We start from the raw sequence: 23,605 nt of genomic DNA, 5'->3' as shown, positions 1-23,605 counted from the left end.
CGCCCCTGCCGTTAACCCTCTGTCAACCTTGGGCGGGTCTAATGGGTGTCAGAATCGCCTTGGGGGCTTTTGGACATGGACACCGACACTCGCAGACCGGATGAGGAGATCCCGTTTTACCACCCGATACCGACGGCAGACCGCCCGCTTGCCGGGCTGACCGTTCTGGTTGTCGAAGACAGCCGCTTCGCGTCAGAGGCGCTGCGCCTGATGTGCCTGCGCTCCGGCGCGCGGATCAGGCGGGCCGATTGCCTCGCCTCGGCGCATCGTCACCTGAACACCTACCGGCCAAGCGTGGCCATCGTCGATCTGGGCCTGCCGGACGGGTCCGGGCTCAGCCTCATCGACGAAATGCACCGCACCAGCCCGCGGGTACCGGTCCTGTTGGCCACATCGGGGGCCGAACGGGAGGCCGCAGCGCGGGCTGCCAGGAACGCCGGGGCAGACGGGTTCCTGCCGAAACCGGTGGACAGTCTCAACGCCTTCCAGACCGAGATATTGAAGCACCTTCCGCCCGAGATGCAGCCGCGCGGCCCACGTGCCGTGGACACGCAGACCCTCTGCCCCGACCGGCTGGCCCTCAGGGATGATCTGACCCATGCGCTCGACCTGCTCAACCAGGACGGACTGCCCGCGGACTACATGCGGCGCTTCCTGTTGGGCATCGCCCGCAGCGCCGGCGATGTGGGCCTGCTGGAAACCGCCCGCGCCCTGCCGGTCCATCTGGCCCATGCGGACCGGGCCAATCTGCGCGCCCTGCTGGCCGACCGGGTGGCGGGGATGGAAGCGGTCTAGCGATCGATCAATGCAGGATCGGACCCGGCGCGCACCAGCCTCGTCAGATCGGACAGGGCCTCCTTCTGGGTTCCATCCGCCCGGAAATTGGATGGCGACAACCATGCCTGAAACGCTTCGCGCAGCGCAGGCCATTCCTTGTCGATACAGGCAAACCAGGCCGTATCCCGATTGCGCCCCTTGACGATGGTGGCCTGCCGGAAAATGCCCTCATAGCTGAAGCCGAGCCGCTGCGCCGCCCGGCGCGAGGGCATGTTCAGCGCGTCGCATTTCCACTCGAACCTCCGATAGCCCGCCTCGAACACCCATTCCATCATCAGGAAGAGCGCCTCGGTCGCGGCCCGCGTCCGCTGAAGCTCGGGCGAGAAATTGATGTGCCCCACTTCGATGATGCCCACGTCCGGCGTGATCCTGAGATAGCTCGCAACGCCCCCGAACTGTCCTGTTTCGCGGGATTGGATGGCGTAAAACAGCGGGTCGTCCCCGGCGGTGATCTGGCGGATCCAGCGGTGATAGGCGGCGGCCGAGGAAAACGGGCCATAGGGCAGGTAATCCCAGATCGCGCTGTCGGCGGAGTTGGCCCGGTGCAGGTCGGCGGCGTGGGCATCGGCGTCGAGCCGCACGAGCCGGGCAAAGCGCCCTTCCAAAGGGGCCATAGACGGACGCGGCGGCGCGGTCCAACCGAGCAGTTTGGCTCCGAATTTCGTGTCTGACATGCCGCGCCCCAGATCCGTGACCTCACGCCACAGAAAAGGCGAGCGCGCCGCAAAGTGCAAGCGGTTCAGCGCAAAAGGCCGGGGTCCGGGCCGAGATCGATCCCCGGAAAAATCTGCCCCTCCAGCGCCGCCCGGTCGGTGCCGAAGAGCCCCGCCATCGCCCATGCCGCATAGGCGCGCACATCGCGGGTGGGCATCAGGTCACGATCTGCAAACAGGTTGCCCTGCCCCAGACCCGGCCAATCGCCCACTATCCGGCCCCCGCGAATGGCCCCCCCGGCCATCACCAACGCGCTGCCGGTGCCATGATCGGTGCCCGCCGAGCCGTTCTGGCGGACCGTGCGCCCGAACTCGGTCATTGCCAGCACCACCGTCCGATCCCAATCGGGGCCGAGCCCGCTGCGCAGCTCCGATATCGCGCTGGACAGATGCCGCAACGCCCCGCCCATCCGGTTCACCTGCCCACGATGCGTGTCCCACCCGCCAAGCGAGAAACTGGCGATCCTTGCATCCTCACGCAGCCGTTCGGCGGCGAAACTGGCCAGGGACCGGGCCGTGACAGAGCGGTTGGAGGCGGCGATGCTTTCCGCCATCGCCTCCATCATCTCGCCTTCCTCCATGTCCCCGCCATCGAAAGAGCCATGCAGAAGGTCGGAATAAAATTCCGCATCTTCAAAGGCTTCCCGGAACAGGGGATCATCGTGGTAGAGCATCCCCAAAAGATCCGCCGTTGCCGGAGACAACCCAAGCCGCGAGGCCGGCGACCATGCCACCGACGGCGCAGCCCCCCGCAGGATCAGCGCCTCCTCGCGGCCCACGGCAAGGGCCGTTTCCCGCGTGGCGCCGGGCAAGGTCTGCACCAGCCGGTTCAGCCAGCCATCCTCGTAGGAACGCCCGACCGTCTCGGCCCCGGTGCCCGCCTCCAGCAGATCCTGCCCGTCGAAATGGCTGCGCTGGTTGCGATAGGGGGTGGAGACCGCATGCGCGAAGCCAAGCTCTCCGGCCTGCCAGAGCGGCATCAGGTCGCCGAGCCCGGCATGCAGGGCAAAGAACCCGTCGAGATCATGCGCGCCCGCAGCGGGCCCGATGGCGAAATCGGGTCGATAGCCGGAGAAATCCGGGTCGCCATAGGGCTGCACGAGGTCCAGCCCGTCCATCGCTCCGCGCAGGATGATCACCACCAGCCGGTTGTCGGTCGGGGCAGAGGCAAAGGCCACCGGAGTCATCAGCGGGCTGGCCGCCGCCGAACAGCCAATGGCCGAGGCGCGCAGCAGCAGGTCGCGGCGGGTCAGTCGGGACATCGGCTCAACTCCTCTGAAACGCGGGCGAAGCCAGCACCAGCCCGACGCCTTCGATCCGGCTTTCGGCGCGGGCTGCGGCCCGCAGCAGGTCCGGCGGGGCGGCATCGCCAAGCGCATCGCGGGCAAAGGCGCGCGGGTCCGGCAATTGCGGGCGCAGCTCTGACGGGACGGTCATGCACCATGCAATGCGCGCGGCCAGCGTCTGTGGTCCGATCCATTCCGCATCGTCGTCGAAATACCCGTCCGGGCCCGACGCGTTCTGCCAGCCCTGCCCCATGGCCGCCATCGGACGCGCCGCAAGGTTCCTGAGCCGGTGCAACGGCGCGCGGATCAGGCCCTCTGGCGGCACCTCAAGCGCGCGCAGGGCCGATGCGAGGAAGTGCAGCGGCTGTTTCACGCGCCCCGGCCCCGGCGTCATGGCGGCGGGATGGGCCAACAGGGTCGCCGTCACCGCCGCCAGATCGCCGCCAGTCTCCAGCCAGACCGCCTGCATATCCGCCACCAGCCCCGGATCGGGCGCGTCGGACAGGAAGTGGTCGGCCAGTTTGCGGCTGATATGGGTGGCGGTCTCTGGCCTGATCGCCAGATCATGCAGCGCGGCGCGGATATCGGCCAGTCGGGCCTGACCGTCACCGCCATAGCTGTTGCCCATCACCGTCTCTGCCCCCGGTTCGGCATTGTTGGGCCGGAAGGCCAGTGCGCCGTCCCGCGTGACGCCAAGCCCGGTCAGAAGTTCCGCCATCTGCCGCACATCGTCCTGGGAATAGCCGCCATCCGCCCCGACCGTGTGCAGTTCCAGCAATTCCCGCGCGAGGTTTTCGTTGAGGCTGGCCCCACGCCGCTGACCGGTTACGGAATTGGGCCCAAAGGACCGTTCCTGATCGAGATAGAGCACCATCACCGGATGCAGGATCGCGGTCTCCAGCATATCGCCGAACCGGCCCGCCACATGGGGGCGGATCGTCTCGTCGATATAGGCGGCAATGGCCCCGCGCATGAAACCACGGCCGCCGACGGTGGTGAAGTGATCGGCCCAGAACCAGACCAGCCGTTCGCGCAGCCCGTGGGGATCGGCCACGCCGCGGGCAAGGGTCACGGCCATCTGGTTCAGCACCTCGCGATTGAGCGCGTCGCGTATATCACGAAACGCCGCTTCAGCCTCTTCGCTGTCGTTTCGCGCGCGCTGAAGGCGGGTGTATTCGATCCGAAAGGCCGCACGGGTCTCATAGCTGTCGAGCGGGAAAGCCGTGACCATCCGGTCGGGCTCTGACAGCGCGGCCAGCATCGCCTCGGGTGCGACCGCCGGAAACCCCGAGCGCAGGCCGGTGCCAAAGCGAATCGCGGCAAGGGTGTTCGGGGAGGTCATGGGCAAAAGGCAAACGGGGTATCCATGTCCGAAAGATAGCCTGCTTCGCGCCCCCGCCAAAGCCCGGAATGAACAAATGTAAAAGGCCCGGCGGGGATATGCCGGGCCTCTTTGTCGCCATGGGCGAATGTCAGTCCTGCGGGATGACGCGCAGGCCCAGTTCCATCAGCTGATCGGCCATCGGCTCGGACGGGGCGTTCATCATCAGGTCTTCGGCCCGCTGATTCATCGGGAAGAGCATGACCTCGCGGATATTGGCCTCATCGGCCAGCAGCATCACGATGCGGTCGATGCCCGCCGCGCAGCCACCATGCGGGGGCGCGCCATACTGGAACGCGTTGACCATGCCGCCAAAGCGCTTGCGCACCTCTTCTTCGCCATAGCCCGCCAGCTCGAACGCCTTGAACATGATTTCCGGCTTGTGGTTCCGGATCGCGCCCGACACCAGTTCATAGCCGTTGCAGGCGAGGTCATACTGGTAGCCGAGCACGTCGAGCGGGTCGCCCTGAAGCGCCTCCATCCCGCCCTGCGGCATGGAAAACGGGTTGTGGCTGAAATCGACCTTGCCGGTTTCCTCGTCAGCCTCGTACATCGGGAAGTCGACGATCCAGGCGAAGGCGAAGCGGTTTTGCTCCGTCAGGCCCAATTCGTTGCCGATGACGGTGCGCGCGCGGCCCGCCACAGCCTCGAACGCATCGGGCTTGCCGCCAAGGAAGAAGGCCGCGTCGCCCTTTCCCAGTTTCAACTGCTGGCGAATGGCCTCGGTCCGTTCGGGGCCGATGTTCTTGGCCAGCGGCCCGGCGGCTTCCATGCCGTCCTCGCCGTCGCGCCAGAAGATGTAGCCCATCCCCGGCAGACCCTGTTCCTGCGCGAACTTGTTCATGCGGTCGCAGAACTTGCGGCTGCCGCCCTTGGGCGCAGGGATCGCGCGGATCTGGGTGCCGTCCTGTTCGAGGATCTTGGCGAAGATGGCAAAGCCGGAGCCCGCGAAATGTTCGCTTACGTCCTGCATCTTGATCGGGTTACGAAGGTCCGGCTTGTCGGTGCCGTACCACAGCGCCGCGTCCTTGTAGCTGATCTGCGGCCAGTGCTTGTCGACCTTGTGGCCACCGCCAAACTCCTCGAACACGCCCTCGATCACCGGTTGGATCGTGTTGAACACGTCCTGTTGGGTGACAAACGACATCTCCATGTCGAGCTGATAGAAATCGGTGGGGCTGCGGTCGGCGCGCGGATCTTCGTCGCGGAAACAGGGCGCGATCTGGAAATACTTGTCGAAGCCAGAGACCATCAGCAGCTGCTTGAACTGCTGCGGGGCCTGCGGCAGGGCGTAGAATTTGCCCGGATGCAGGCGCGAGGGCACGAGGAAGTCGCGCGCGCCTTCGGGGCTGGAGGCGGTAATGATCGGCGTCTGGAATTCGTTGAACTCCTTGTCCCACATCCGCTGGCGGATGGACCGCACCACGTCCGAGCGCAGCTTCATGTTCTTCTGCATCTTCTCGCGGCGCAGGTCGAGGAAGCGGTAGCGCAGGCGGGTTTCTTCCGGGTATTCCTGATCGCCGAAGACCATCAGCGGCAGTTCCTCGGACGCGCCCAGAACCTCCAGCGCGCGCACGAAAACCTCAACCTCGCCCGTGGGGATCTTGGGGTTGATCAGTTCAGGGTCGCGGGCCTTCACCTCGCCATCAATGCGGATACACCATTCGGACCGCACCTTTTCGACATCGGCAAAGGCTGCGCTGTCAGGATCGGCCAGCACCTGCGTCACGCCGAAATGGTCGCGCAGGTCGATGAACAGGATGCCGCCGTGGTCGCGTACCCGGTGGACCCAGCCCGACAGACGCACGGTCTGGCCCACGTTTTCCTTGGTCAGTTCGGCGCAGGTATGGCTGCGGAAAGCATGCATCACGGATGTCCCTTCGGGGGTGGAATTTCGACTGTGCCGATACACCTTCTGCGCGCCGGGAAGTCAAGGCCGACCCGGCGGTGCTTTGCCGGGCCTGGGGCGGTTTCGCTGCGAAATCTTCCCTTTTTCGCGGGATTTGGCAGAATAGCCCACGGATTGTGACACGCGCGACCTGATGAAACGGGGGTTTTGAGGGCGATGTGGGACAAGCTGTTGGACGGAATGCTGCGCGGGTTCGTCAAGACCGGCGCGCTGGAAATCACGCATCCCGATGGCAGGGTCAGCCGATATGAGGGCGGGCCGGGGCCTGATGTTGGTCTGCGCTTTCACGACGAGGGCGTGGCGCGTGGGATCATCACCGCGCCGGATATGACCTTGGGTGAAGGCTTCATGGAGGGGCGCATCACCATTGAGGGTGACGATCTGGACGGGCTGCACGCGTTTCTGGCGATGAATGTGACGCAGTCGGGCGATCTGTGGTGGCGCAAGACGATCCAGACCACGCGGCTGGCGCGGCGCAGGCTGGATCAATGGAACCCGGCCAGCAAGGCGCGGGCCAATGTCGCCCATCATTATGATCTGTCGGCAGCGCTCTATGACCTCTTCCTTGACGCGGACCGGCAATATTCCTGCGCCTATTTCGCCCGCCCGGATATGACACTGGAAGAGGCACAGGCCGCCAAGAAAGCCCACATCGCGAAAAAGCTCTGCCTCGAACCCGGCATGCGGGTGTTCGAGATCGGCTCGGGCTGGGGTGGACTGGCCCTGACACTGGCACAGGATTTCGGGGTCGAGGTTCTGGGCGTGACGCTGTCCACCGAACAGCTGGACTGGTCCCGCGCGCGGGCGGAGGCGGCAGGGATGGCCGACAAGGTGCGCTTTGAGTTGAAGGATTACCGCGCCGTTACCGGACAGTTCGACCGGATCGTGTCCGTCGGGATGTTCGAACATGTGGGCGTGCCCCACTACCGGGACTATTTCGACACGGTGCGCGACCGGCTGACCCCGGATGGCGTGGCGCTGATCCACACGATCGGACGCGCGACACCGCCGGGCAGCACCAGCCCGTGGATCACCAAGTATATCTTCCCCGGCGGCTACGTGCCCGCCCTGTCGGAAATGTCGGCGGCGGTGGAGGCATCGGGGCTCTACCCCACGGATGTGGAGGTCTGGCGCTTGCACTACGCGGAAACCCTGCGCCACTGGTATGACCGGTTCATGGCCCGCGCGGAGGAGGCAGAGCGGCTCTACGATGCGCGCTTCGTGCGGATGTGGCGCTACTACCTCAAGGCCAGCGAAATGTCGTTCCGCCATGCCAAGCAATGCGTGTTCCAGATGCAACTTGCACGCCAACAGGAGGCCGTTCCCCTGACCCGGGACTATATGAGCAGCTGAGCCGCGATCTCTCCGCGCAGGGAATTGCCGAGGGAAATCGCGCGGGCGCTGCGCATCGTGTCGAGGGTGACAGGGCTTTCCTCCACCTCCCCCCGTTCCAGCATCTCCTCGCGCAGGATGCCCGGCAGCAGGCCGGAGGACCGGGGCGGCGTGATCCGGTGACCATCCTCCAGCGTCACGAAGACATTGGTGATCGTCCCTTCACAAACCTCGCCGTGTTCATTGAGGAAGAGAAGCTCGTCAACACCCTCCGGCAACGCCGCCCGCGCCCGGTCATACAGCGCCCGGTTCGTGGTCTTGTGCCCCAGCCAGGGGTCATCCGACCGCAGCCGCTCCGGGTGGATCGCCACGCGCCACGCCCTGTCCGGGGCAGGCGGAAGAGAAACAGCGGCAAGCTTCATATCCCCACCCGCCCCAAGCGTCAGGCGACAGCGCAAGGCCCCCTGCCCGGTCAGCCCTGCGACCCATTCCCGCGCGGCATCCAGATCGAAGGGAAAGCCAAACGCACCGGCACTGCGCCCTATGCGGGCAAGGTGCCGGTCGAGCCGCCTTGCCCCTTCTCCCGGCCACCAGCCGAAGGTTTCGATCAGGCGGGTTCCGGCTGGAACCGGCTCAGGAAACGGGCTTTCCACAGCGCCTCCTCGTATTCCGATGCGGCCGTCGAATCCCAGACCACGCCACCACCCACATTCAGAACCGCGTGTCCGGTCTTGTCGCGAATGAGCGTGCGGATCGCGACGCTGAATTCGGACCGACCGTCGGGCGCGGCCCACCCGATGGCACCGCAGTAAATGTCCCTCGGCCATGGCTCCAGGTCGCGGATCACCTCCATCGCACGGATCTTCGGCGCGCCGGTCACCGACCCGCAGGGATGCAGGGCGCGCAGGATGTCGGCCAGCCCTGTGCGATCTCGCAATTGCCCCTCGATCAGCGACACCATCTGGTGAACGGTCGCGTAGCTTTCCACGGTGAACAGTTCCGGCACGCGCACGCTGCCGGCCACGCAGACGCGGCTGATATCGTTCCTCAGCAGGTCCACGATCATCAGGTTTTCCGCGAGGTTCTTTTCATCATGCGTCAGGAAATCGCGCCGCGCGGCATCCTCGACAGGGTCGGCAGACCGGGGTTGCGTGCCCTTCATCGGCCGGGTCTGGATGCGACCCGCGCTGTCCGTGCGAAAGAACAGTTCAGGCGAGCGGCTGAGAATATCGGGGCCATCCATCTGTTCGATCAACGCGCCGTGACCCACGGGCTGCCCGTCGCTGAGCCCCTCGTAAAGCGAGGCCGCGGAATAGCCCGCCAGATCGAGGTCAATCGGAAAGGTCAGGTTGGCCTGATAGAGGTCGCCCGCCCCGATCAGATCATGAAGCCGCTCGAAGGCCTGCGCGTAACGCGCGGCACTCCAGCGGAGGGCAATGTTTCGCGGGCGCAGAACCGTGCGCGACCCCGATGTTGCGGGCTCCGGTCGATCATATATGCCAAAACACAGCAACGGCATCTTGCGCGCCTCGGGCATCAGCGGCGCGAGCCTTGGGTCCAGCGCATATCCCAGTTCATAGCTGGCATATCCCGCCAGCCATGCCCCGCCCGCACGGGCAAGCTCCATCTCTTGCAGCGCCCCGGCCACGTCACCTGCGTCCCGCGCGATGATCAACGCGCGGGGGGATTCGAACTTTCTGCGGCCAGACCCGGGCCCGTGATCGAAGGTGATGCGCATGTCAGATGTCGACTCGTGGCTTGATTCCGCTTGCCCTCAGATAGGCGCAATTGCCGCCGACGGACACCCCCGGGCGCGACAGATTGAGATTCATTCCAGACCCCCCTTGCGCCCGGGGTCTCCATCCCTATAACGCAGGACAATTTGCGCACGGTGCCATCGCACCGGCGTCTTGCCTGCTGCCGGGGAAACGACATGCCGAAAAGAACCGATATCCAGTCCATCATGATCATCGGAGCGGGGCCAATCGTAATCGGTCAGGCCTGCGAGTTCGACTATTCCGGGGCCCAGGCCTGCAAGGCCCTGCGCGAGGAAGGCTACCGGGTGATCCTGGTCAATTCCAACCCCGCCACGATCATGACCGACCCGGGCCTTGCCGACGCGACCTATATCGAACCGATCACGCCCGAGGTTGTCGCCAAGATCATCGAAAAGGAACGCCCCGACGCGCTGCTGCCCACCATGGGCGGGCAGACCGGTCTGAACACCTCGCTGGCGCTGGAAGAAATGGGCGTGCTGGACAAGTTCGGCGTCGAGATGATCGGCGCCAAGCGCGATGCCATCGAAATGGCAGAGGACCGCAAGCTGTTCCGCGAGGCAATGGACCGGATCGGGCTGGAAAACCCCAAGGCCACCATCATCACCGCCCCCAAGAAGGCAAATGGCGCGGCCGATCTGGACGCGGGCGTTCAGATGGCTCTGGAAGAACTGGAGGAGATCGGCCTGCCAGCCATTATCCGCCCCGCCTACACGCTTGGCGGCACCGGCGGCGGCGTGGCCTATAACCGTGAAGACTACATCCATTTCTGCCGCTCGGGCATGGATGCCTCGCCGGTGAACCAGATCCTCGTGGATGAAAGCCTTCTGGGCTGGAAGGAATACGAGATGGAAGTGGTGCGCGACACCGCTGACAACGCCATCATCGTCTGTTCCATCGAAAACGTCGACCCGATGGGGGTCCATACCGGCGATTCCATCACCGTGGCCCCGGCGCTGACGCTGACCGACAAGGAATACCAGATCATGCGCAACGGCTCGATCGCCGTGCTGCGCGAGATCGGGGTCGAAACCGGCGGCTCGAACGTGCAATGGGCGGTGAACCCCGAAGACGGGCGCATGGTGGTGATCGAGATGAACCCGCGCGTGTCGCGGTCCTCGGCGCTGGCCTCCAAGGCCACGGGTTTCCCGATTGCCAAGATCGCCGCGAAACTGGCCGTGGGCTATACGCTGGATGAGCTGGACAACGACATCACCAAGGTCACGCCCGCATCGTTCGAGCCGACCATCGACTATGTCGTCACCAAGATCCCGCGTTTCGCGTTCGAGAAGTTCCCCGGCTCCAAACCCTACCTGACGACGGCGATGAAATCCGTGGGCGAGGCCATGTCCATCGGCCGCAGCTTCCATGAATCCGTGCAAAAGGCGCTGGCTTCGATGGAAACCGGCCTGACCGGCTTTGACGAGATCGCCATCCCCGGCGCCCCTGACAAGGCGGCTGTGTCCAAGGCCCTGTCGGAACAGACCCCGGACCGGCTGCGTGTCATCGCCCAGGCCATGCGCCACGGCTTCTCGGATGACGAGATCCAGGCCATCACCGCCTTCGATCCGTGGTTCCTGGCCCGCATCCGCGAAGTCATCGAAGCCGAAGAGGTGATCCGCCGCGACGGCCTGCCGGTGACCGAAGAGGGCCTGCGCCGGGTCAAGATGATGGGCTTTACCGATGCCCGGCTTGCCAAGCTGACCGGGCGGGATGAAGACAACGTGCGCCGCGCTCGCATCAACCTCGGCGTGACCGCGCAATTCAAGCGGATCGACACGTGCGCCGCGGAATTCGAAGCGCAGACGCCTTACATGTATTCAACATATGAACACAGCGTCATGGGTGAAGCGGAATGTGAAGCTCGTCCCACAAGTGCCAGAAAAGTCGTGATTTTGGGTGGTGGACCCAACAGGATCGGGCAGGGCATCGAATTTGACTATTGCTGCTGCCACGCCTGTTTCGCCCTGACGGACGCGGGCTATGAAACCATCATGGTCAACTGCAACCCCGAGACCGTCTCGACCGACTATGACACCTCGGATCGCCTCTATTTCGAGCCGCTGACTTTCGAGCATGTGATGGAGATCCTGCGCGTCGAGCAGCAGGCCGGTACCCTGCATGGCGTCATCGTCCAGTTCGGTGGACAAACCCCGCTGAAACTCGCCAATGCGCTGTCCGAGGCGGGCATCCCGATCCTCGGCACCTCGCCCGATGCCATCGACCTTGCCGAAGACCGTGAGCGGTTCCAGGACCTGGTGAACCGGCTTGGGCTGAAGCAGCCGCATAACGGCATCGCCTCGACGGACGAGCAGGCACTGGCCATCGCCGAAGACATCGGCTTCCCCCTCGTGATCCGCCCCTCTTACGTTCTGGGTGGCCGCGCCATGGAGATCGTGCGCGACATGGATCACCTGCGCCGCTACATCCGCGAAGCCGTGGTCGTGTCGGGGGACAGCCCCGTCCTTCTGGACAGCTATCTCGATGGCGCGACCGAGCTGGACGTGGACGCGCTCTGCGACGGCAAGGACGTGCATATCGCGGGCATCATGCAGCATATCGAAGAGGCGGGCGTGCATTCCGGCGACTCCGCCTGTTCGCTGCCGCCCTATTCGCTGTCCTCGGACGTGCTGGACGTCATCAAAGAGCAGACCAATGCTCTGGCCCTCGCTTTGAACGTCGTCGGCCTGATGAACGTGCAGTTCGCGGTGAAGGATGGCGAGGTCTACCTGATCGAGGTGAACCCACGCGCCAGCCGGACCGTGCCCTTCGTCGCCAAGGCCACCGACAGCGCCATCGCCTCGATCGCCGCGCGACTGATGGCGGGCGAGCCGCTGTCGACCTTCCCGATGCGCGCGCCCTACCCGGAGAACGCCAAGCCCGGCACCCTGCCCGAGGCCGATCCGATGACCCTTGCCGACCCGAACATGCCATGGTTCTCGGTGAAAGAAGCCGTGCTGCCCTTTGCCCGCTTCCCAGGCGTCGACACGATCCTCGGCCCCGAGATGCGTTCGACCGGCGAGGTCATGGGCTGGGACGTGTCCTTCCCCCGCGCCTTCCTCAAGGCACAGCTTGGCGCCGGGACCATCCTGCCCACGGAGGGCCGCGTCTTCCTGTCGATCAAGGATGCCGACAAGGGCGCGCTGATGCTGGAGGCCGCGCAGATCCTGATCGATCTCGGCTTCACCCTCGTCGCCACCCGCGGCAGCGCTGGCTGGCTGGAAGGCCACGGGCTGGCCTGCGAGACGGTGAATAAGGTCTATGAAGGCCGCCCGAATATCGTTGACCTGCTGAAGGATGGCGAGATTCACCTGGTCATGAACACGACCGAAGGCGCGCAGGCGGTGGAAGACAGCCGCGAGATCCGCTCGGTCGCGCTTTATGACAAGATCCCCTATTTCACCACGGCCGCGGGAGCCCATTCCGCTGCGCTGGCCATGCGCGCCGCACGTGAGGGCGATCTGAACGTGCAAAGCCTGCAGGCCAACCCCGCCGCCTGATCTCTCTTTTGCAAAGACCATGACCGGCCCGCACCTTCCAGGATGCGGGCCGTTTCAATTGGGCCGGAGCGGGGCCAGGAGATCTTCGGAATAGAGCGTATGCTGTGCCCGCCCCCGGTTCTTCGAGGCATAGAGCGCGACATCGGCGTCATTCAGCATTCGGTCCGGCGTCGGGTGATCATAGCGCGAGGCGAGGACCGATCCGGCACTGGCCGAGATACGGCAAGGCTGACCGTCGAAGATCGTCGGCTCCTCCAGCCGGGAAATCAGCCGCGCGCCGATGGCCTCCAACAGGTCGGGGTCATCGCAATCACGAAACAGCAGCACGAACTCATCCCCGCCGACGCGCGCCACGATATCGCCGCTACGAATTTCCGAGCGCAGGATATCGGCCACATGGGTCAGCACATGGTCGCCCGCCGCATGCCCGAGGCTGTCATTCACCTCCTTGAAGAAATCGAGATCCAGATGCATCAGCCCGAAGCGCGGCACCGGCACCTCGGTCAGCGCCAGCAGGGCCGCATCCATCGCGCGCCGGTTGGCCAGGCCCGTCAGCGTGTCGGTCAGGGCCTGCTGTTCCGCAGCCTGCCTTGCGCGTTGCAACCGTTCGGTCAGCTTGCGGGATTCGCGGGCGATGGCGGCATTGGCTTCTCGCAGGTAGAGCAGGTCAACCGTTTGATCGCATGGCGAAAAATCCTTCAGCGTCAATCCGCAATCATCCACGGCCTTGGCAAAGGACAACCCGAGCGACATCTGGATCAGCCCACCCACGCCGGCGGGCAACCCCACCACGATGCCGCGGAATTGCAGATCGGGCCGGCAGCGCAGGCACAGGGTCAGCCGCGCGCCCTGCAGGGATAAAAGCGCCTCCAGCGTTCGGGCGGATCGGGGGCGATGCAGGTCGATGACATCAAACAGCGGCTGCCCCCGCAGATCCCGCGCTGCAATCCGCGTCAGGGTCGGTCCAACCCGGTTGATCAGCCCTGACGGGCCGACCCAGAGATGCATGGGCATCAGCTGGTCCAGCGCGGTCCCCGACAGTCCGATGACCCGATCTTGGATCATGCCACCCGTCCCCCGAGGGTAAAGCTGCGCCCGGAGGCGAAGGACTGATCGACAAGGTCGATCACCACGCGCTCTTCCCCATCCTCGCCCTCTTCCGCCTCGAAGAAGGCCAGCGCGCCGTAGTCATCGGCCATCGCCCGCAATGCCCCCAGAAACACCGACCCCGCCCCGGGCAACCCCCATCGGACCGACAGGACGAAACGGTTATGGCTGTCATGCTGGATCGTCAGGTCGGGCATATCGAGATCGGGCAGCGCCAGCCGCGCCCGGCCCGAAAGATCATCCAGCGATTGCAGGAAATCGAAGAACGTGTCGCCGCCGAAGCGCATCAGGCGCCGCAGGCCTTCCTGGTTTGGATGCGACAGAAGGTAGGTGCCCAGATCTTCCAGCAGGGTGCAACGGTCCTTGTGCAACACGGCAGAGGCCGCGAGGATCACCTCACCGGTCAGGCGATCCTCATAGTGCAGCATGGATTCGAACCCGCCCGCAGGCAGGGCGGCCTGGCTCAACACTTCGTCCCAGGTCACCTCTCCATAGGTGTCGATCAAAAACCCCTGCAGGGCACGGTTCACAAGACCATGCATTCTCAGGCTCCCTTCAACTGCCGCTCAGGTCTAGCCCCAAGAGGTTAAGAAGCCGTTACAGGTGTCCCTCCCGCTCCGAGGTCGGGAAGAGCCATGATCTCAGAAATCGGTCGGCGCGCCGCCCTCGGCAATCCGCCGATCCACGAAGGCCCGCAATTCCTCCTTCACCGCCTCATCCATGGCCGGTGCCTCGAATTCCGCGATGATCTTCTTGTAGATTTTGTTGGCCCGCTCCGCCGTCCAGGTGCCGCCATCCGCTTCCCAGGCCTCATAGTTGCGCCAGTCGCTGGCGAAGGGGGAATAGAACGCGCTCTGATAGCGGTCCTGCGTGTGCTGCACGCCGAAGTAATGCCCGCCCGGCCCCACCTCGCGGATCGCGTCGATGGCGATATCCTCGTCTTCCGTCGCCCAAAGCTGCGGCTCGAAATAGCGCTGGATCATCTGCAACACTTCACAGTCCATGACGAACTTCTCGGGGCTCGCGATCAGCCCGCCCTCCAGCCAGCCCGCCGCATGATAGACCATGTTGGTCCCCGACTGCACCGCCGACCACAGGGAATGGCAGGTTTCCCACATCGCCTGCCCGTCGGGCACATTGGCCGCGCAGACGCCGCTGGCGCGCATCGGCAGCCCGTAGAACCGGGCCATCTGGCCGGTCATCTGGGTGGCGCGCATGTATTCCGGGGTGCCAAAGGCCGGCGCGCCCGATTTCATGTCCACGTTCGAGGTAAACGTGCCGATCGCCACCGGACAGCCCGGCGCGATGAATTGCAGCAGCGCAATTGCGGCCAGCCCCTCGGCCAGGCTCAGCGTGACCGCGCCCGACATGGTGACCGGGGCCATGGCACCGGCCAGCGTGAAGGGGGTCACCACCACCCCCTGCCCCGCCTCGGCGAGGATCATCGCGCCTTCCAGCATCGGGAAGTCATGCTTCAGGGGCGAGACCGAATTGATGTTGGTGTACATGCGCGGCGTGGCGCGGAACTCTTCCTCCGACAACCCGCCCGCGATGCGCACCATTTCCATCACGTCCTCGACCCGCTCTTTCCCGAGCGAATAGGCATGCGCCACCTTGTCGGTGAGCGTCAGCTTTTCATAAAGACATTCCAGATGCCGGACCGAGGCATGCACATCCACCGGCTCCGGCGCATAGCCGCCCGCGAAATGGATGCAGTTGAAATACTGGGTAAGCTTCAGAAATTCCTTGTAGGTTTCGAAGTCACCCGATCTCTTGCCCCGATCCATGTCCCAGGCATTGGGCGGCGAGGACACGTTGCCGAAAACAATGTGATTGCCCCCGATAATCAGTTTTCGGTCGGGATTGCGCGGAGTGATCGAAAACTGGTCGGGCGCGCGCGCCACCATTTCCATCACGAAATCCTCGTCCATCCTGACATTTTCGCCCTCGACCTTGCAGCCGGCGCGGGCAAGATGGTCGCGTGCGACCGGGTTCAGGAACTCGATCCCGATCTCCGACAGGATGCGCATGGCGCCCTTGTGGATCGCTTGAACCCCCTCTGGCGGCATCGGTTCGGTCGGGCGGTCGGGGTTTATCGGCAGGCGCCAAGGCATCTGGTCGATGGCGGCATGTCCGGCACGATCTGCGTGGCCGCGGCGTCCGCCGGCACGGCGGCGGCGGGGGGCGTCTTCGGTCATCGGGGCTCTCCAATCCTGTTGGCCCCAGATTGGCGTAGCGCCCGCCCGCACAGTTTTCAGATAGCGACGGATTCCGATTCCGTTTGCGTCGTTTAAGACGCGAGGTCGGTCGGCCTCAGGCGATTGTCAGGATCCAGCAACCTTTCGAGACCACCGATATCGGGCAGCACATAGTCCGCATGCGGCGCCAGAACCTCGGCCCCGGCCACTCCGGTGAGCACCCCGAGCGTGCGCATCCCCGCCGCGCGGCCTGCATGAAGATCGTGCAGGCTGTCCCCGACCATCAGCACCTCAGCCGGCAACAGGCCAAGTGCATTGGCGAAGGCAAGGCACATGCCCGGCCCCGGCTTTGCGCCATGACCGCTATCGGCACCGCTGATGAAATCGAACCGGTCGAGTATATCCGCCGCCGCAAGATGGGCCCGCGCGGTGGCTTCGGTGTCATTGGTGGCCACGCCCACCTTCAACCCCCGCGCCTTCAGCGCGTCCAGAAACGGGGCCAGCGGGACCGCCTCGCTCTGCGGGGCCTCGGCGGCGGCGAGGGCGATTCTCATCTTCAGCTCGGCCCTGCTGACGCCCGGTAGCTCCGGTTCCAGCGCCGAGACGATATCATCATCGGTCCCGGCTATCACGCAGCTGTCTTCGCGAAATCGCCCCGCATGCCAGTCGAAGCCCAGAACAGCCCCCAGATGCGCGGCGCGGGCCTCGTCCCCCGAGGCCGCATCGCGCAGAAATGTCATCGCCCAGGCCGACCAACTGACCTGGAAATCGAACAGCGTGCCGTCTTTGTCGAATAGGATTGCCGAAATCATTGAATTCCTCCCTCAGTAGTGAAATACTGCATGGTGGAAAAGCAATTGCCACCATGAAGTGTCTTGGAGTTGGCCGGACACTCTGTTTTTTTGTCTGGGGCTTTCATGGACGGACAGCGATTGAAATACGGGTTGCATGACAGCATCGGCTTCCATGCGTCATACGCAGCACGACTTGTGGAACGCAGGGTCGAAGAAGGGCTGAGGCGGTTCGCCCTGACTCGGGTTGGCTGGTGCATCCTTCTGGCCGTTGCGGAAGAGGGGCTGAAAAACCCCTCTGACATCGCGGCCTTTGTCGGGATCGACAGAACCGCCACATCCCGCGCCCTTCGCGCGCTGGAAACCGAGGGGCTGATCACCCGTGCCATCGGCAAGGAAGACCGGCGCATGACCGAGGTCAGCATGACCGACGCGGGATATGACCGGATGATCCAGGCGGTTCCGATCTGCTCCGAGAACATGAACCACTTCAACGCCAAGCTCACCGTCGCGGAACGCAGCGAGTTGAAACGCCTGCTTGCAAAGCTTTGTGCCGGCGAAGGCGGAAGCGACTGACTGCCGGTTTCTCAGGTCCAGTTGGGCAAATCCCCGCCGGGTAGCATCTGGCGGACCTTGTAAAGCGTGTCGTAAGGCACCCCCAGGTGATCGCAGACCGCGATCACCCAGGCATCGTCCATCAGCAGGAAATCAAGGACAGATGCCAGGAATGCCGGGTCTTGTGCGCCTGCGCGCAGATCATCGGCCGAGACTCCGCTGGCGCCCTGAAAGACCGGCAGAAGGTCATCGTTTCCCACCAGCCAGCCTAGCGCCAAAAGCGCAACTTCTTCCGCCCGGGTTGCATTCATATGCCCGCGAATCCCTCTTGTTAAAGGCTTTGTTAACCTTTCGGGAGCATGGATGAAGAAAGCCCCGAGATAAACAGTGGCGGAGCATAGGATGACAGGGCGCATACTGGTTGTGGACGATGTGGCCACAAATCGCATCGTGATGAAGGTCAAGCTGGCGGCGGCCTGCTATTCGGTGCTGCAAGCCGATTGCGGGCAGGCCACGCTGCGCCTGGCGAAATCGGAACAGCCGGACCTGATCCTGCTGGACGTGATGATGCCCGACATCAGCGGGGTCAGCGTCTGCGAACAGCTCAAGTCCGACCCCGACACCGCCGATATTCCCGTGATCCTCGTGACCGCGCTGGCCGACCGCGACAGCAAGATGCAGGGGCTGCTGCACGGCGCCGATGATTTCCTGTCAAAGCCGGTCGACGAGGTCACGCTGCTGGCCCGTGTCCGGTCGCTGCTGCGCGCCCATGAAATCCAGCGCGAACTGCGCCTGCGAGAGGAGTCCTATGCCGGGCTCGGCTTTGCGGAACCCGCCCCGGCCTATGAAACGCCGGGCAAGGTGGCGCTGGTCGCCCCCGACGCGGTCACCGGCCTGGCCTGGAAACGTGCCCTGGATCCCCGGCTGAACGAACATCTGCTCGTGATGCCGCGCGAACGGGTGCTTCAGGCCCGCGACACCGGCAGCGCCCCGGATGTCTTCGTGATCGCCGCTGACCTCACCATGCGCAATGAGGGGCTGCGCCTGCTCTCCGACCTGCGCTCCCGCCCCGCGACGCGCCATGCCGCAGCCCTGACCGTCCTGCCCCGCAATGACAGCGAACGCGGGGCCGTGGCGCTGGACCTCGGCGCTGGCGACATCCTCTACGATCCCATCGACCCCGAGGAACTGGCCCTCCGCATCCAGACCCAGTTGCGCCGCAAGCGTCAGTCCGACCGGCTTCGCGCCACCGTCGAAGCGGGTCTGGAACTGGCCGTGACAGACAGCCTCACTGGTCTGCACAACCGGCGCTACGCGCTCAAGCGGCTCGACCGGATGCTGCAGGAGCCGGGCCGCGGGGTCGCGGTGATGATGCTCGATCTCGATCACTTCAAGGCCGTGAATGACCGCCATGGCCACGCGGCGGGCGACGCGGTGCTGTCATCGGTGGCCAAGCGCCTGCGCGCGGTGCTGCGCCCGCAGGATCTTCTGGCCCGCCTCGGAGGTGAGGAATTCCTCGTGGCCCTGCAGGACACCGACGCCGCCACGGCGCTGCACTGCGCCGAACGGCTGCGCGAGGCCATCGGTGGCAGCCCGATCAGCATTGACGGCCCGGCCCGCGCAATCGCCGTCACGATGAGCGTCGGACTGACCATCACGGAGCAATCCGGCGATCCGGCGGAACAGCTGATCCAGAAAGCCGACATGGCGCTCTACGGGTCCAAATCGGACGGCCGAAATCTCGTAACGCTCTCGGCCTCGGCAGCCTGACCCGGATCGAGACAGTCAGGACGCGCAGGGTGTCGCCTATCACAGTCGCCCGAAGAAAGTAGCCGCAAAAAAGCAAGGCACCCGGTCTCCGAAACGAACGCGGCCTTAGACCGGGCCAGGCATGATGCGCCACCCCTTTCATCTTGGCACCAGGGTCTATTCCAGCTCAGCGTCTGAGCGGTTTCATTCTGCACGATCTGAGGAGGATCTTATAGAGGTCCTTTTCGCGCGTATTGAAGCGGAATTCGGTTTCCTTGAGGAAGGTTGGGAAGCTGGTTTTTCTCAGCCCGTTGAACTTTGCGTGGCGGCGTTTGGCGTAGCTCCAGAAGCTCTCGATGCCGTTGATGTGGACGCCGTTTTCGGAGAAGACCGGGCGATCGCGCTGCCAGTATTTGTTGATCCTGTGGTGGCGCTTGAAGCCGGCTTCAACCAGCCCGTCATAGCTGCGGAAGCCGTCGGTGACGACCTCGGCCGAGATCTCCACGCGCCCCTCAATGATGGCCAAGAGCGTTGTTTTCGAACAGTTTTTGACGATCTGACAATGCACCCGCCCGCCCCGTTCGCGGATGCCGAAGACCGGCACCTTGCCCCTCACACCACGCCCCTTCCCGAGGCCGGGCTTGCCGCGCTGACGGGTCGGCCCGAAGTAGCTTTCGTCCAACTCGACCTGGCCGCGGAAGGGGCAGTCCTGCTGCGCCAACTCCGCCATCCTGCGCCTCAGAAGCCCATAGAGGGTGGCCGCCGTCTTGTGGTTCAAACCGGTCAGAACCGCCGCCCGGTCGGCGGTGATATCGAGCGCGAAAAGCCGCAGAAGATCGCGGAATTTCCGCTCCGAAATTCTCCCCCGAAACAGATATCGGTTTTTCTGAGCCATAAGAGCACCTTAGCATACTCTCAGAACTACTCAGCTGGAATAGACCCTGGCAAAAATACCTCCGCCGGAGGCGTCCCGCACTCACACCCGCATTGCCCGCGCCCCCTGCAGAGCCGACCGTGCCACGAGTCCGTGGCAACGCGGCCCGTCGAGGCCTCCGGCGCAAGCCGGGGGTTGAGACGGGACGCTCCCGGGTCGACGCCGGCAGGCGGCGAAACGGCAAGGGTTACCGGCGATCGTTGCGATGACGCTCAAGCGACTGGCGCAAACGGGCGGCAAATTCGGCCCGCGCGGCAGGTGACATCCGTTCCAGCTGTTCCATCAGCGCCCCATGCCCGCGCTCCTGCAACCCGCGCACATGGTCGCGCTGCTGCGCGAGCGCCGCTGCGGTGGCCTCGCGATCGAATGGATCGGCCTCCACCGCCGTCACGAAAGCGAGGGTCGCGGCCAAAAGCGCCTCGCGCTCTGCCCGCACCTGCGCCCGGTCCTGGCCCACACGGGCCACGATCTGGCTGCGGTCCTCCCGGTCCAGTGCCCGGCCAAGCGGGCCGAGCCCAAGAGTCCGCACAAGGTCCATCCGATCGCGGATCGACCCGTCGGGCCGCCCGTTCAGCATGGCCCCACCAACCGCGCCCAGGATCAGCAGGTTGACCGCGAGGCTCAGCCCCAGGGCAATCTTGATCCCCCGGCGCGTGCGCGGTTTGGCTTGGGTGGGTTCGGTCATCTCTTATCCCCCTTCACCGGGCAGCAGATAGGCCAGCCCCGGCATCAGATCGTCCTGCGTCACCAGCCCCAGTTCGGACAATTGCCCGCCCAGAACAGTGTCAACGGTGTCCGGCGCGTAGAATCCGATCAGAAGTCCCGCCGTGGTGGCGGCCACGAGGCTCCCCGCGCCGAACCAGCCGCCTATCCCGGACATCAGACCCGACATCCAACCGCCCCCCGAAGGCGCGGCTCTCGTCGCCACCTCGGCCTGCACGGCCGCCGCGTCGGCCAGCACCCGGGCCACTAGATCGTCGCCCGGCACCTCGGCCCCACGGGCCGCCGCAAAGAGATCATCCAGATCATGTGTCATAGCCTAGGGCCTCCTTCTGTCCGGCCAGGGCCTGCGCCAGGGCGCGTTTGCCGCGCGCGGTCAGGCTTTCGACGGCCTCGACGCTGATCTCCAGCGCGTCAGCGATTTCGGGGTTCGACAACCCCTCGATATGGCGCAGCACCACCGCCTGGCGCTGCCGTTCCGGCAGCCGGGCCAGCGCCGCATCGAGCGCCGCCATGCGGCCAGCCTGAACCAGTTGTTCCTCGGCACCGGGCCGATCATCCTCGGGCTCGGCGCTTTCGTCCAGCCCCACGGCACGACCCGACCGGCGCAAGCGGTCCACGGTCATGTTCGCCACCACCTTGTAGAGCCATGTCGAGGGCTTGGCGCCCCCGGGCTGCCAATTCGCCGCCGCGCGCCAGAGCCGCAGCATCGCCTCCTGCGCCACATCCTCGGCCTCGGCCCGGTCGCCCAGAACCCGCGCGGCATGGCTCAGGGCCCGGGGCAGCAGGCGGGCGGTCAGAATTCGGGCCGCTGCCGGTTCGCCATTGGCAAACAGCACCATCAGGGCATCGTCCTGAAGCTGGTCCAGATCGGCATCCAACGGCTCCATTCTCCTGTCGTAGCCCGCCTGCGCAGTTGGGGAAAGAGCGACCGGGGGGAGAGGCCGCTCTTTCCCGCATCGAGATCAGCCTTCGTCAGACTGATTGCGCCACCAGCCATGGCCACCGCCCTGGCCGTCGTGGTCTCCGCGATGCCCGTGGCCTTCGCCACCGCCACCGTGGCGCCCCTGGCCACCCATGCCGCCGCGGCGCTGCATCATGTTTGCCGCTGCGGTCTCGAATTCCTCGGCCGTCACAACACCGTCGCCGTCTTCATCCATGCGGCTGAAGAGACGCTCCGGTCCGGGGCCACGGGGGCGCATATCGTCCATTTCGTTGGCGCTCAGCATGCCATCTTCATTGTCGTCGAAACGCTCCATCCGGCGGTCGATCGAGGCTTCCACCCGGCCCATGGCCGCAGCGATCAACTCATCCCGGCTGAGGTTGCCATCGCCATCGGTGTCGGCTTCTGCAAACCGGGCCTCGCGATGCGCCAGCATTTCGTCCAGCGTCAGTTCGCCATTGCCATCGGCATCGAGGTCAGTGAAGGCGGGACGCTCCATATCACCGCCGCGTCCGCCCGGCCCCATGGCTGCCACGGGAAGGGCCAGCGCAAGGCCAACGGGAATGAGAACGCTCAGCATCAGGGCTTTCTTGGTCGACATCTGCAATCTCCTTTTTCATGCCTGTCTGACCTTTGAACGGGGCAGGTCGCGGTTTCCGTCGCAAAAAGATTCGCAGCCAGTTTGCCGCGCCCAGATGGGGTTCCGATTGTTGCGCGGCAGGACTAGATATGGAACCAATCCAAGAAACCGCGCATGAGGAGGCCGCCATGGCCACGGAAACGATTACCGCCCAGGTCGAGGAACGGCCCTTCTGGCCCGCCGTCCGCAAGGGCTGGCGCAAACGCTGCCCGCAATGCGGCGAAGGCCGGGTGTTGCGCGGCTACCTGAAGCTCAATGACAGCTGCGATTGCTGCGGTCTGGACCTGACCAAGACCCGCGCAGATGATGGCCCCGCCTATCTGACCATCCTGATCGTGGGCCATCTGATGGTGGCGGGCATGCTGCATGTGTTCATGGCCTACCGCCCCAGCCCGATGGAGATGCTGGCGATCTTCGGCATCGGCACCGTGGCGCTGTCGCTGTTTCTGCTGCCGCGCTTCAAGGGGGTCTTCGTGGGCATCCAATGGGCGAAGAGGATGCACGGGCTGTGACCGATATCCCGATCCGCGATGCCGCCACCATCATCATGGTGCGCGACGCCAATACGCGCCCACGTGTGTTGATGGGGCAGCGCGGACACAGCGCGGTGTTCATGCCGTCGAAATTCGTCTTTCCCGGCGGCGCGGTGGATGCGGTGGATGCCGAGATTCCGGTCGCCAACCCGGCGGGCGCGGATTGCCTGCGGCGGCTGGCCAATCAAAGCACGACCGCGCCCGAGGCGCTGCTGAATGCCGCCACCCGCGAACTGTGGGAAGAAACCGGGCTGCTTCTGGGGGCCGAAGACCCGCGTGCGGGAGAGATCGAGGCACCCCGCGGCTGGCGCGGCTACCTGCGGACCGGGCATCTGCCCGATGGCAATGCGCTGAGCTTCGTCTTCCGGGCCATCACCCCGCCGGGTCGCCCCCGACGGTTCGATGCGCGGTTCTTCCTGGCCGAGGCCGAGAAGCTCGCCAATGACCCGGACGATTTCGGCAAGGCCGAGGATGAGCTGAGCCATTTGCAATGGGTGCCACTGGACGAGGTGCGCAAGTTCGACATGCCCTTCATCACCGAGGTGGTGCTGGCCGAAACGAGCGCCATCCTGAACGGCACCGACCAGCCGGGTGTGCCGTTCTTCAACAATCTCGACGAAATCAGCCGGTTCGAACGGTTGTGAGGGGGAAGCGGCTTGCAAGCCGCTTGAAACGCGGTTCGAACCGCGTTCAAAAGGGCCT

23 protein-coding genes are annotated in these 23,605 nt (G+C 64.9%); 7 read left to right on the top strand and 16 right to left on the bottom strand.

Going from position 1 to position 23,605, the window contains the following annotated elements; all coding sequences use genetic code 11:
- Positions 1 to 75 precede the first annotated feature (75 nt).
- A complete protein-coding gene (locus tag EP237_RS02395; protein ID WP_127557691.1) occupies positions 76 to 795 on the top strand; it encodes a response regulator in 720 nt (239 codons plus the stop codon).
- Here the strand turns inward: EP237_RS02395 and EP237_RS02390 are convergent.
- From EP237_RS02390 to aspS, 4 genes are all read right to left on the bottom strand, one after another.
- Entirely contained in the window at positions 792 to 1,511 is a 720-nt protein-coding gene (locus EP237_RS02390) for a GNAT family N-acetyltransferase (RefSeq protein ID WP_127557689.1), read from the bottom strand. The genes EP237_RS02395 and EP237_RS02390 overlap by 4 nt on opposite strands.
- A gap of 65 nt (positions 1,512 to 1,576) precedes the next feature.
- Positions 1,577 to 2,812 carry a DUF1501 domain-containing protein gene (locus tag EP237_RS02385; protein ID WP_127557687.1) on the bottom strand — a complete coding sequence of 412 codons (1,236 nt, stop codon included), beginning with the start codon at positions 2,810 to 2,812 and terminating at the stop codon, positions 1,577 to 1,579.
- Positions 2,813 to 2,816: 4 nt separating this feature from the next.
- Entirely contained in the window at positions 2,817 to 4,178 is a 1,362-nt protein-coding gene (locus EP237_RS02380; protein ID WP_127557685.1) for a DUF1800 domain-containing protein, read from the bottom strand.
- Positions 4,179 to 4,308: 130 nt separating this feature from the next.
- On the bottom strand, positions 4,309 to 6,084 hold the full coding sequence (gene aspS / locus EP237_RS02375; RefSeq protein WP_127557683.1) for an aspartate--tRNA ligase: 1,776 nt from the start codon (positions 6,082 to 6,084) through the stop codon (positions 4,309 to 4,311).
- Between the two features lie 198 nt (positions 6,085 to 6,282).
- Between aspS and EP237_RS02370 the strand changes: the two genes are divergently transcribed.
- A complete protein-coding gene (locus EP237_RS02370; protein ID WP_127557681.1) occupies positions 6,283 to 7,479 on the top strand; it encodes an SAM-dependent methyltransferase in 1,197 nt (398 codons plus the stop codon).
- On the opposite strand, the gene EP237_RS02365 is transcribed toward EP237_RS02370, so the two are convergent.
- Positions 7,464 to 8,111, bottom strand: coding sequence for an aminotransferase class IV family protein (locus EP237_RS02365; RefSeq protein WP_240661452.1), 648 nt, complete (start codon positions 8,109 to 8,111; stop codon positions 7,464 to 7,466). The genes EP237_RS02370 and EP237_RS02365 overlap by 16 nt on opposite strands.
- The gene (locus tag EP237_RS02360) at positions 8,066 to 9,196 is read right to left on the bottom strand and encodes an aminodeoxychorismate synthase component I (RefSeq protein ID WP_127557679.1); all 1,131 of its coding nucleotides are present in this window, start codon (positions 9,194 to 9,196) and stop codon (positions 8,066 to 8,068) included. The genes EP237_RS02365 and EP237_RS02360 overlap by 46 nt, the downstream gene beginning before the upstream one ends.
- 195 nt (positions 9,197 to 9,391) lie before the next feature.
- On the opposite strand from EP237_RS02360, the gene carB reads away from it, so the two are divergent.
- Positions 9,392 to 12,733, top strand: a complete 3,342-nt coding sequence (gene carB / locus EP237_RS02355) for a carbamoyl-phosphate synthase large subunit (protein ID WP_127557676.1) — start codon at positions 9,392 to 9,394, stop codon at positions 12,731 to 12,733.
- Positions 12,734 to 12,787: 54 nt separating this feature from the next.
- Here the strand turns inward: carB and EP237_RS02350 are convergent, their stop codons facing one another.
- The 4 genes from EP237_RS02350 to EP237_RS02335 form a co-directional block, all read right to left on the bottom strand.
- A complete protein-coding gene (locus EP237_RS02350; RefSeq protein WP_127557674.1) occupies positions 12,788 to 13,798 on the bottom strand; it encodes a GGDEF domain-containing protein in 1,011 nt (336 codons plus the stop codon).
- A complete protein-coding gene (locus EP237_RS02345) occupies positions 13,795 to 14,382 on the bottom strand; it encodes a heme NO-binding domain-containing protein (RefSeq protein ID WP_127557672.1) in 588 nt (195 codons plus the stop codon). The genes EP237_RS02350 and EP237_RS02345 overlap by 4 nt, the downstream gene beginning before the upstream one ends.
- Before the next feature lie 99 nt (positions 14,383 to 14,481).
- On the bottom strand, positions 14,482 to 16,038 hold the full coding sequence (locus EP237_RS02340; RefSeq protein WP_127557670.1) for a trimethylamine methyltransferase family protein: 1,557 nt from the start codon (positions 16,036 to 16,038) through the stop codon (positions 14,482 to 14,484).
- 92 nt (positions 16,039 to 16,130) lie between these two features.
- Positions 16,131 to 16,850 (bottom strand): HAD family hydrolase, encoded by a 720-nt coding sequence (locus tag EP237_RS02335; protein WP_127557668.1) that lies wholly within the window; start codon positions 16,848 to 16,850, stop codon positions 16,131 to 16,133.
- A gap of 105 nt (positions 16,851 to 16,955) precedes the next feature.
- Here EP237_RS02335 and EP237_RS02330 point away from each other — a divergent pair, with 105 nt between their 5' ends.
- Positions 16,956 to 17,405, top strand: a complete 450-nt coding sequence (locus EP237_RS02330) for a MarR family winged helix-turn-helix transcriptional regulator (protein ID WP_127557666.1) — start codon at positions 16,956 to 16,958, stop codon at positions 17,403 to 17,405.
- A gap of 11 nt (positions 17,406 to 17,416) precedes the next feature.
- Here EP237_RS02330 and EP237_RS02325 read toward each other — a convergent pair whose 3' ends face one another.
- Positions 17,417 to 17,695 carry a DUF3572 domain-containing protein gene (locus EP237_RS02325; RefSeq protein ID WP_127557664.1) on the bottom strand — a complete coding sequence of 93 codons (279 nt, stop codon included), beginning with the start codon at positions 17,693 to 17,695 and terminating at the stop codon, positions 17,417 to 17,419.
- Between the two features lie 91 nt (positions 17,696 to 17,786).
- Here EP237_RS02325 and EP237_RS02320 point away from each other — a divergent pair, with 91 nt between their 5' ends.
- Complete coding sequence (locus EP237_RS02320) at positions 17,787 to 19,154, top strand: diguanylate cyclase domain-containing protein (RefSeq protein ID WP_127557662.1); 1,368 nt, start codon at positions 17,787 to 17,789, stop codon at positions 19,152 to 19,154.
- Between the two features lie 166 nt (positions 19,155 to 19,320).
- Here the strand turns inward: EP237_RS02320 and EP237_RS02315 are convergent, their stop codons facing one another.
- The 5 genes from EP237_RS02315 to EP237_RS02295 form a co-directional block, all read right to left on the bottom strand.
- Positions 19,321 to 20,028 carry an IS1595 family transposase gene (locus EP237_RS02315; protein WP_127557660.1) on the bottom strand — a complete coding sequence of 236 codons (708 nt, stop codon included), beginning with the start codon at positions 20,026 to 20,028 and terminating at the stop codon, positions 19,321 to 19,323.
- 226 nt (positions 20,029 to 20,254) lie between these two features.
- Positions 20,255 to 20,752, bottom strand: coding sequence for a periplasmic heavy metal sensor (locus EP237_RS02310; protein WP_127557658.1), 498 nt, complete (start codon positions 20,750 to 20,752; stop codon positions 20,255 to 20,257).
- Positions 20,753 to 20,755: 3 nt separating this feature from the next.
- Positions 20,756 to 21,103, bottom strand: coding sequence for a hypothetical protein (locus tag EP237_RS02305; protein ID WP_127557656.1), 348 nt, complete (start codon positions 21,101 to 21,103; stop codon positions 20,756 to 20,758).
- The gene (locus tag EP237_RS02300) at positions 21,093 to 21,677 is read right to left on the bottom strand and encodes an RNA polymerase sigma factor (RefSeq protein WP_127557654.1); all 585 of its coding nucleotides are present in this window, start codon (positions 21,675 to 21,677) and stop codon (positions 21,093 to 21,095) included. The genes EP237_RS02305 and EP237_RS02300 overlap by 11 nt, the downstream gene beginning before the upstream one ends.
- Positions 21,678 to 21,752: 75 nt before the next feature.
- The gene (locus tag EP237_RS02295; RefSeq protein WP_127557652.1) at positions 21,753 to 22,331 is read right to left on the bottom strand and encodes an EF-hand domain-containing protein; all 579 of its coding nucleotides are present in this window, start codon (positions 22,329 to 22,331) and stop codon (positions 21,753 to 21,755) included.
- A gap of 128 nt (positions 22,332 to 22,459) precedes the next feature.
- Here EP237_RS02295 and EP237_RS02290 point away from each other — a divergent pair, with 128 nt between their 5' ends.
- Entirely contained in the window at positions 22,460 to 22,882 is a 423-nt protein-coding gene (locus tag EP237_RS02290; protein WP_420812496.1) for a DUF983 domain-containing protein, read from the top strand.
- A complete protein-coding gene (locus EP237_RS02285) occupies positions 22,855 to 23,547 on the top strand; it encodes an NUDIX hydrolase (RefSeq protein ID WP_127557650.1) in 693 nt (230 codons plus the stop codon). The genes EP237_RS02290 and EP237_RS02285 overlap by 28 nt, the downstream gene beginning before the upstream one ends.
- The last annotated feature ends 58 nt before the right edge of the window (positions 23,548 to 23,605 follow it).

Origin of the sequence: Nioella ostreopsis (genome assembly GCF_004000255.1) — a bacterium.
GTDB classification, from domain to species: Bacteria; Pseudomonadota; Alphaproteobacteria; order Rhodobacterales; family Rhodobacteraceae; genus Nioella; species Nioella ostreopsis.
This window is presented reverse-complemented; position numbering and strand designations above follow the sequence as displayed.

Coding starts and splice junctions, on each gene's coding strand:
- EP237_RS02395 (WP_127557691.1), top strand. CDS start 76: ATGGACACCGACACTCGCAGACCGGATGAGGAGATCCCGTTTTACCAC.
- EP237_RS02390 (WP_127557689.1), bottom strand. CDS start 1,511: ATGTCAGACACGAAATTCGGAGCCAAACTGCTCGGTTGGACCGCGCCG.
- EP237_RS02385 (WP_127557687.1), bottom strand. CDS start 2,812: ATGTCCCGACTGACCCGCCGCGACCTGCTGCTGCGCGCCTCGGCCATT.
- EP237_RS02380 (WP_127557685.1), bottom strand. CDS start 4,178: ATGACCTCCCCGAACACCCTTGCCGCGATTCGCTTTGGCACCGGCCTG.
- aspS (WP_127557683.1), bottom strand. CDS start 6,084: ATGCATGCTTTCCGCAGCCATACCTGCGCCGAACTGACCAAGGAAAAC.
- EP237_RS02370 (WP_127557681.1), top strand. CDS start 6,283: ATGTGGGACAAGCTGTTGGACGGAATGCTGCGCGGGTTCGTCAAGACC.
- EP237_RS02360 (WP_127557679.1), bottom strand. CDS start 9,196: ATGCGCATCACCTTCGATCACGGGCCCGGGTCTGGCCGCAGAAAGTTC.
- carB (WP_127557676.1), top strand. CDS start 9,392: ATGCCGAAAAGAACCGATATCCAGTCCATCATGATCATCGGAGCGGGG.
- EP237_RS02350 (WP_127557674.1), bottom strand. CDS start 13,798: ATGATCCAAGATCGGGTCATCGGACTGTCGGGGACCGCGCTGGACCAG.
- EP237_RS02345 (WP_127557672.1), bottom strand. CDS start 14,382: ATGCATGGTCTTGTGAACCGTGCCCTGCAGGGGTTTTTGATCGACACC.
- EP237_RS02340 (WP_127557670.1), bottom strand. CDS start 16,038: ATGACCGAAGACGCCCCCCGCCGCCGCCGTGCCGGCGGACGCCGCGGC.
- EP237_RS02335 (WP_127557668.1), bottom strand. CDS start 16,850: ATGATTTCGGCAATCCTATTCGACAAAGACGGCACGCTGTTCGATTTC.
- EP237_RS02330 (WP_127557666.1), top strand. CDS start 16,956: ATGGACGGACAGCGATTGAAATACGGGTTGCATGACAGCATCGGCTTC.
- EP237_RS02325 (WP_127557664.1), bottom strand. CDS start 17,695: ATGAATGCAACCCGGGCGGAAGAAGTTGCGCTTTTGGCGCTAGGCTGG.
- EP237_RS02320 (WP_127557662.1), top strand. CDS start 17,787: ATGACAGGGCGCATACTGGTTGTGGACGATGTGGCCACAAATCGCATC.
- EP237_RS02315 (WP_127557660.1), bottom strand. CDS start 20,028: ATGGCTCAGAAAAACCGATATCTGTTTCGGGGGAGAATTTCGGAGCGG.
- EP237_RS02310 (WP_127557658.1), bottom strand. CDS start 20,752: ATGACCGAACCCACCCAAGCCAAACCGCGCACGCGCCGGGGGATCAAG.
- EP237_RS02305 (WP_127557656.1), bottom strand. CDS start 21,103: ATGACACATGATCTGGATGATCTCTTTGCGGCGGCCCGTGGGGCCGAG.
- EP237_RS02300 (WP_127557654.1), bottom strand. CDS start 21,677: ATGGAGCCGTTGGATGCCGATCTGGACCAGCTTCAGGACGATGCCCTG.
- EP237_RS02295 (WP_127557652.1), bottom strand. CDS start 22,331: ATGTCGACCAAGAAAGCCCTGATGCTGAGCGTTCTCATTCCCGTTGGC.
- EP237_RS02290 (WP_420812496.1), top strand. CDS start 22,460: ATGGAACCAATCCAAGAAACCGCGCATGAGGAGGCCGCCATGGCCACG.
- EP237_RS02285 (WP_127557650.1), top strand. CDS start 22,855: ATGGGCGAAGAGGATGCACGGGCTGTGACCGATATCCCGATCCGCGAT.